Origin of the sequence: Bradyrhizobium sp. JYMT SZCCT0428 (assembly GCF_018131075.1) — a bacterium.
GTDB lineage: Bacteria > Pseudomonadota > Alphaproteobacteria > Rhizobiales > Xanthobacteraceae > Bradyrhizobium.
Genome location: NZ_JAFCLS010000121.1, coordinates 1 through 6995 on the forward strand (window position 1 = coordinate 1; position 6995 = coordinate 6995).

Genomic DNA, 6995 nt, shown 5'->3' on the forward strand with positions numbered 1-6995 from the left:
GGTGGGCTGGCGCGCGGGCGTCAATGCTTGAATGGCCCTAAGCAGCTTCTTGCGGTGACCTAGAGAAGATACTCCGAGTTTTTCAAGATCATTTTCCGTCAAATCCGGAAGGACGGAGTAGTCGATATTGTTTTCTGCGAAGGTTTTGGCGTACTGGCCTAGACCGTGTCCTCCCAGCCACTCGGCTATGTCGGTGGTTGTTGTCCTCGTCATTGCAGAGGCCCTTGCCCACTGCCGTAGTTCATCAAGAAAGAGTTTGGCTTCAGACCCACCATCTGGTGCCTTTGCTTACTAGGAAAGCGTTCTCCCGCGCAGAATATTATCTTCCTCACAACGATATCATATGAGCGTTCTTTGACCGCCGATATTTGGCTTTCCCCGGCGTCGAAGCACAACTGAAGCTTGGCGCAACGACACCAGCGCTGGGTGCCCTACCCAGCTACCCATGGCAACGGCCGAATCGCGAGCAGTCACGCGGCCCTCATCGTTTTGAATCGCAACCGTGCTACCCTATGGGAGAATCGGCGCGTCGTTTCTCGCGCCTCACGCCATGCCAAACTGCGATGACTATCGCGCTATTCCGCTCATGCTGCGGGCCTAGCGCCGCGCTTTTCACCGTGCAAAGGATATGAGGTGTGGCGATACGGGAGCGCCTCTCCGAGCGCCCGCTCAAGCTCCTCAAGCATCTCAGCTTCGGATTTGAGAAGCTCGTAATTATATCCCTCCGCCAGGATCACTGCTGATTCATACGTCTCCTGAACGACCTTGATACGGTCATTCGCGGGAAGGGAGGCAACGAACTCGATCGTTTCTTTGACGTGAGCGGCTTCGCTTCCGAGGGAGCTGTGACTTCTGAGGAAGCGGGTCGCATCCACGTCAGCCGGACACATCGCCCGCACCTTCTCGATATCGGACTCCTGCTTGAGCGCAGCGATGCGTTCTAGGCAGTACGAATAGCCGATGCAGCCCATCGGATAGTCTTGGACGCAGAGATCATCGAAGCGTTTGCAGAGCGGCTTGATGCCCTCCGGCATAAAGCTATCGACGAATCGCTCGCCGGGCACACCCAGCGCACGCAGATCCTTGAGCGCGAGCCTGTCGTGACCGGTCTCCTCGCGCGCACGCTCTTCCAAGTAGGCCGCGACTTCGGGCCTCCCCAGCTCGATGAAGCGCCCGGCGGCGCGCCGGAGATTTCGAGGCGTGTCGACAGAAGTGTGATAGGCGCCCGCCAAAGCAACAATATAGCCGGCGATTGTCGGTTCAGGGCGCGCAAGGCGCTTTTCGATTCCGGCAAATCCCAGATTTATCGCGCCGTCGAGCAGCCCGACCGTGCTGCCCGCCGAGCCCACACCTGTCATCGGTGTCGCGAATGGATCTACGTTTTCTTCCGTGCCTACCGGGGCATGAAACCAAACCTCTCCCGACTCGCGAGCGATGATCGAAACATCGCCCCTGACGTTGACCCACTCCGTGACCAGCCGTGCCATTCGAAACCTCCACTTCCGAGTGAACGCCCGTGTATTGACGGATTGCAATACCGCTAGATTCCGTTCGGCGTGATGGCCATCAGCATCTTAGCCGTCTCAAGCAGAGGCGGCCCACCAAAAGTCGTCGCACGTGTATTTCTCGGCAACACAAAAACGACTCCGTTCGTTGCCGTTAGGCCTGCGTCTAACAAATTGAAACCCTCTTCGTACTCGTCTTCCGTGATCAAGATCGGTTGCTCCAAATAAATGCCCCGAGCCGCGAGAACTGCTTTTGCCGCAACCGACCGCGCTTGGTACTGCGCCGGGTTCGTTGCAGGCGTGATCAGATTGGGGTGGGCACCTGTCCACATGTCGACGATCAATTGTGCGAGGCCATCATTCTGGTACGAGAAATCAGCCACCTTATCTTCTAAGTCTTTTTTCGGAGTATTTTGCGGGTCAGCGTAAATCCCGCGTTTTTTCTTCGGCCCGGCTGCGTGCGCTGCTACCGGAAGCATTGCGCCGCCGGCGGCTCCTGCCAGGAACCACCGCCGATTGAAGCGGGAATTCGGTTGCGTCTTGGTCTGCGAGGCCATGATCAATCCCTCCCTGTTGAAACCAGTTGGGTGTCTTACCGCCGCACCTCGTATTTTAGTTGTATGATTTCGTCCTGACGAGTCTCTGCAACACTGCCTAAATTGACGAGAAACCTCGTACTATCCGCTGAGGCAGCCCAAGTACGACGACCAAAGCTGAAAGGCGCTCGTTGGCGGCACGCGGCGAGCCAGGCACTCGCAATGTATCGGGCTACCGCTGTAAACGTTTTATCTGCGCAAAGCAGACGGTTGCGAATAGCCTCTTTAACGAGCGCGAGGGCTTCAGAGGAGGGGGCTCTGACGTCGGGCCTTCTTGGCAATGACTCCTCGTCAAAGCGACGAAGCTGCCACGCTTCCCATCCAGCTCGGCCGGTCTTTCCGAACTAGTTCGGAGTACTCAGTTGGCGGCCTCTTTTGGTTCGGGGGGCGACAGTCGTTCCATTGCCTGCGTGTCATAAAACGGAAGTTGTAGCGTCTCGTTGAGCGCGGCAGAGAGCGGTCGACCGGATAACTGATTCCCATCCGATGACAGTAGCAGAACTTGGAACTCGCGACCCGCTGAGCCAAAGAAACGACCCCAGCACTGGGGAGAGCTGAGGCCGCCATAACAACGGATGCCATTGAGCGATGTCACCCGCTCCAATGAATTCACCCCGGGAACATTCGTTCCAAATTAGCGACCTGTTTTGAATCTGTGAATGGCCTAATCCCGAAAGAAAGAAACGGCCCCAGCGTACTGGAGGTGCGCTGGGCCGCCAACCCAATTAGGGTTTTCTCCCGGTAGGGGCTTTAGGGGGCATAAATCCGAGAGCGTTGAATCGACTCTTGGCGAGTTGCGAAGTTCCAAAAGCAACGGCCCCAGCGACTTTCGGGGGCCGGCGGATCAAAGCCGGTCGCCCCGTACCCAAGGGCATCAACCAAGACCTCGTGTAGCGGGTAGAGCAGCCGACCAAAGTTGAGCTAGTGATCAACTTGAAGGCTGCAAGAGCGCTCGGCCTCACCGTGCCGCCCTCGTTACTTGTTCGGGCGGACAAGGTGATCGTTCATATCCGTTGTTGGCACCTTTGAGACATGCCTGCCTATCCTGAGAATGTCCGTTCACCGGGGTAGACCGGAAGTCGCCGTGGTCTGGCCAAACCGACGCGAATGACCCACTTCGGACATCCCACCGCTGGACCCCATAAATTTCCCTCTCCCGTGAAAACGTCCCCACTTTCCAACCTTGACCTACATCAAGGTGTGCTCGCTCAACGCGACCATTCTTATGAGATTGCGAGACCGTTTTTGCCAAGGCACAGCTCTCAATGGGAGTTTTCCGCCATGAGAATCAGTCGCAGCATGCTTGTGGGCGCGAGTGTTCTCGCCCTTAGCGTTTCGGCATTAGCTCAGCAGGTCACAGGTGTCCCAGGTTCGCCCAGTGCCACCACCACGATCACTGGCGAACAACTTCCGCCGCCCGATCCGAAATTCGGCGGAGTGATCAAGGAGAAGGCTTCGGAGTCGATGGCGTGGTGGGCTCCGCGCGTTGTGCCGCCGAAGGGTGCACCCAATGTGCTGCTGATCATGACCGACGATGCCGGCTTCGGTGCGCCGGGTACATTTGGCGGCGTGGTCCCTACACCGGCGCTCGACCGTATCGCTGCGCAGAGGCTGCGCTATACCAATTTTCATTCCACTGCGCTCTGCTCGCCGACGCGGGCGGCTATCATCACAGGACGCAACCATCACTCGGTGGGTACAGGCGTAGTGGGCGAATTGGCAACGGGGTTTCCGGGCTACGACACAATCATCCCGATTGACAAAGGCACTATCGGCACAATTCTGAAGGAAAACGGGTACGCAACCTCTTGGTTCGGCATCGCTAGCGCGAGGGGCCCCGAGCTTTACGCCAAGATGAAGGCCGGAGAGTACGGCTTCGCCGGCTACGCCCAGCGGGTGTTCGATGCACTGCCAGGCTGGGCACTTGAAGTAGCACATCCGCCGGGCCGGCGAGCTCCGCTTCGGCCGTCTTGATCTCCGCCTCTAGCTGCGCACCATCGTTGAGGTTCTCCTGAATATCGCGCGCTAACTCGCTCTCAGCCGGAATTTCTGTGAGTTCGTAGTTCTTCATATCAACTCTAAGCTGGCCCCGCAGTTCGCTCAGATAGCCCCTAAAGGGCGTCCAACCCAGGCGCAAGCTCCTTGGATCTGTTTCCGGGCGAGGCTGGCTAACTCCTTCCCGATGTCGTTGGAGCGTCGTACGTGCTCCTTACGCTGAGCTGCCGCCAGCCGGGCTGCCGTAAGGCTTTCAACTCCTGCCGCCTGCAGTGCGTCCGTCATTTCCAGAGTAGCAGCATCGCGACGCGCCAGCAGCGCACTTCTATTCTTGATTTGAGCTCAATGGTGATTGTTCCTACGCTCGCATGGCGACCGTTGTCTTACCCCTGATAGGCATCGAGCCCATAGATGCGGTAATCGTCTTACCATCAACAAGGATTGGCGCAGCTCCCATGCACGCCAGCGGGCCGACGCACTCAATGCTGACGTGATGGTTTAACCAGGCGAAACATTGACGGGATGCCTGCAATCTTCTCCCCGAGCCGCCAGTTGAAACCCGCCGGCATTATCTCGGGGTCGAGCAAGTCATTCTCGGCAAGCAAACTTTCGTCATCCTCGATCGTTGCCCGTTCGAACGGCACTAGTGTTCTGCCCGGACTATGCAAGGCATCGATTGCCTTCAAAACCGACCCGGACCCGGCATTCAGTGCGGCAGCAAGCCTTCGCGGCTCGACGCCCAAATGCTCGCAAAGAAAATTGTCACGAACTGCCACGATCGTATCGCGCAGTTTCATCTGATTCGCGGAAGTGCCTGCCGCTTCCACGGCCAGATCGCACTCTGTATCAAAGCTCATGGAACGATTGTTTAAATTGGACGACCCTACCCGAAGCAGCTTGTCGTCTATGGTCAGGATCTTGGCATGCACGTAAATCGGTTTGCCTCCCGCCGTTACCGGGTAGTAGACGCCAAACCGCTTGTGTCGGTCAGCCTTCCACAGTTCGCGAAGCAGCCTGTGTCGTGCGCCATCCATAGCCTTGTGTTCAAGCCATCCTTCCGTCGTCTTCGGAAGCACCAGTACTATCTCGGGACCAAATGGTTCCTGCAGCCTGCGGACCATCGCTTCGGCGATTTTGCGCGACGCCAGATACTGCGTTTCTATGTAGACGGTGCGTTCCGCTCGCCCGATCGCGTCGAAGTAGAGTGACTCGATTTCCCTGACCGCCCGATGGTCGTCCAACGCCGGGATGGTGCGGGCGATGGCCACCTCAACATGCTCCATGGTGGGTACCAAATTGTCAGGCCATAGGTCCGACTTCCGCGAGACCGCCGGGAGCACTTTTCCGGTACCGCGCAGCCAGCGCTCCCGCGCCAGGTCTGCGATCGCACGGGCGGCATCGCCATCAACGGCGGTGGTCGCATCATGCCAAGGACCGTATGCCCGTCCGCTCGGTTTCGTCCGCAGCAGATTGTCGTCGAGGTGTTCAGGGGTGTCCCAGCGATCGGTGGTCATATCGATTCCCCCGCAGAACGCCAGCGTATCGTCGATAACGACGATTTTCTGGTGGTGAGCGGAACCGACGGGATGAGCATGATCCAATCTCAGGTGCAGCCGCTTGTCGGTGATCCAGTCCACAATGAACAATGGCGTCATGCCCCGTCCCAAGGCTTGTATCATCCCCAAATCCCACTTGAGCACGTAGACATTCAAGTGTTCCCGATGCTTCGGGAGCCACGATAGAAATTCTCCAAGCGCGTTCGGTCCTTCCAAGGTCTGCTTCTCCGGCTCGATTTTGATCCGCGTATCAAAGTCCCACCCTATCAACATGATACTGTGCCGAGCTTTGAGCATTGCGCTTTTGACATGGCGAAAGTAATCGGCTGCGTCGACAATCAGCGCCAGACGCTCGGCGCGCTCGATACGCCAGCAATTGCGACCGACCGTCAGCATTCCCCCGCTCTCATCATTCATGCAACCGAGCTCCATTGAAGTTTTGTTCGCGCACGATTGGATGTTCGACAACGTCCCGACGTGGCGAGATTTCGCTGAGACCGTCTGGTAACTCGGCACTTGCTCGCTTTGCTGCAAAGCGGCTGCAGCCGCCAGCGGTTTAACAAGATCGATTGCCACTTGTTCCCGGCATTTCGGGACCGTCTTGCGCAACAGCCTGCTTCGCAGGAGCTGTGTAGATATCGTCTCCGACCGGCCTTCATCTTTTCGATGCGGGAAACGATGCTACTCGTCGGCTTTCTCCGCCGGGCGTACCACCTTGATTGCGATGAGGTGCTCTATGCGGCACTCTCTGCGGGCGGCGCTGGATTCGTTCCCTCGCGTTGTCGCCAACGACCGTGAGTTTCGGCTCAGAGACGAGACATGGAGTGTCCGGCGCGGCAGTCGCCGAATCGGGACGCCTGATCCGGTGACAGGCAGGCAATATCCGGCGTCAAGCGTTCCAGGGCGGCCATACCGGCTACGGATTGGCGTCCGCCTCCTTGGTGACGATGTGTGCAAGGGTTTTGCTCTGCCGGCTATATCATGGGCCAACGGTTAGACCGCTACCCTCAAGCGAGTCATCCGGCATCGAGGTCGTAAAAATCACTTGGAACGGGACCCTCACCTTCTGGGCCTCGGCGATGAGAAGACGCTGGAAGTTGTGCGTCCGTACGGGCTCCATTCCCTTGTCTTCAATATTGTCCATCAGAAGAAATCGGGGGTGCCAAAACTCGGTGTCGTAACATGCAGCAAACAGGATCGACAGTATGGCAGCGTTCTTGAGGACATCCACCCAACGCCAAGGACATTGGATCGATCCTGCCTCTCTAAGAACTGTTTGCTGACCGGGTTGCGTTCGGCGGGTGTCGCGATCCACCCGTCGTGGTCTTAAACGCAAACCCAAC

At 57.7% G+C, this 6995-nt stretch carries 4 protein-coding genes and 2 pseudogenes; 1 reads left to right on the forward strand and 5 read right to left on the reverse strand.

Going from position 1 to position 6995, the window contains the following annotated elements:
- The 3 genes from JQ575_RS43380 to JQ575_RS43390 form a co-directional block, all read right to left on the reverse strand.
- Positions 1-213: SAM domain-containing protein (locus JQ575_RS43380; RefSeq protein ID WP_212039261.1), on the reverse strand; the 213-nt coding region annotated here is incomplete at its 3' end.
- Positions 214-584: 371 nt separating this feature from the next.
- Positions 585-1487, reverse strand: coding sequence for a hypothetical protein (locus JQ575_RS43385; RefSeq protein ID WP_212039262.1), 903 nt, complete (start codon positions 1485-1487; stop codon positions 585-587).
- 53 nt (positions 1488-1540) lie between these two features.
- A complete protein-coding gene (locus JQ575_RS43390; RefSeq protein ID WP_212039263.1) occupies positions 1541-2062 on the reverse strand; it encodes a hypothetical protein in 522 nt (173 codons plus the stop codon).
- Positions 2063-3382: 1320 nt separating this feature from the next.
- Between JQ575_RS43390 and JQ575_RS43395 the strand changes: the two are divergent.
- Positions 3383-4036: pseudogene (locus JQ575_RS43395) on the forward strand (sulfatase-like hydrolase/transferase); the annotation flags it as partial.
- 539 nt (positions 4037-4575) lie between these two features.
- Here JQ575_RS43395 and JQ575_RS43400 read toward each other — a convergent pair.
- Complete coding sequence (locus JQ575_RS43400) at positions 4576-6261, reverse strand: phospholipase D-like domain-containing protein (RefSeq protein WP_249167310.1); 1686 nt, start codon at positions 6259-6261, stop codon at positions 4576-4578.
- Positions 6262-6631: 370 nt separating this feature from the next.
- Positions 6632-6995 (reverse strand): annotated as a pseudogene (locus JQ575_RS43405) (hypothetical protein); the annotation flags it as partial.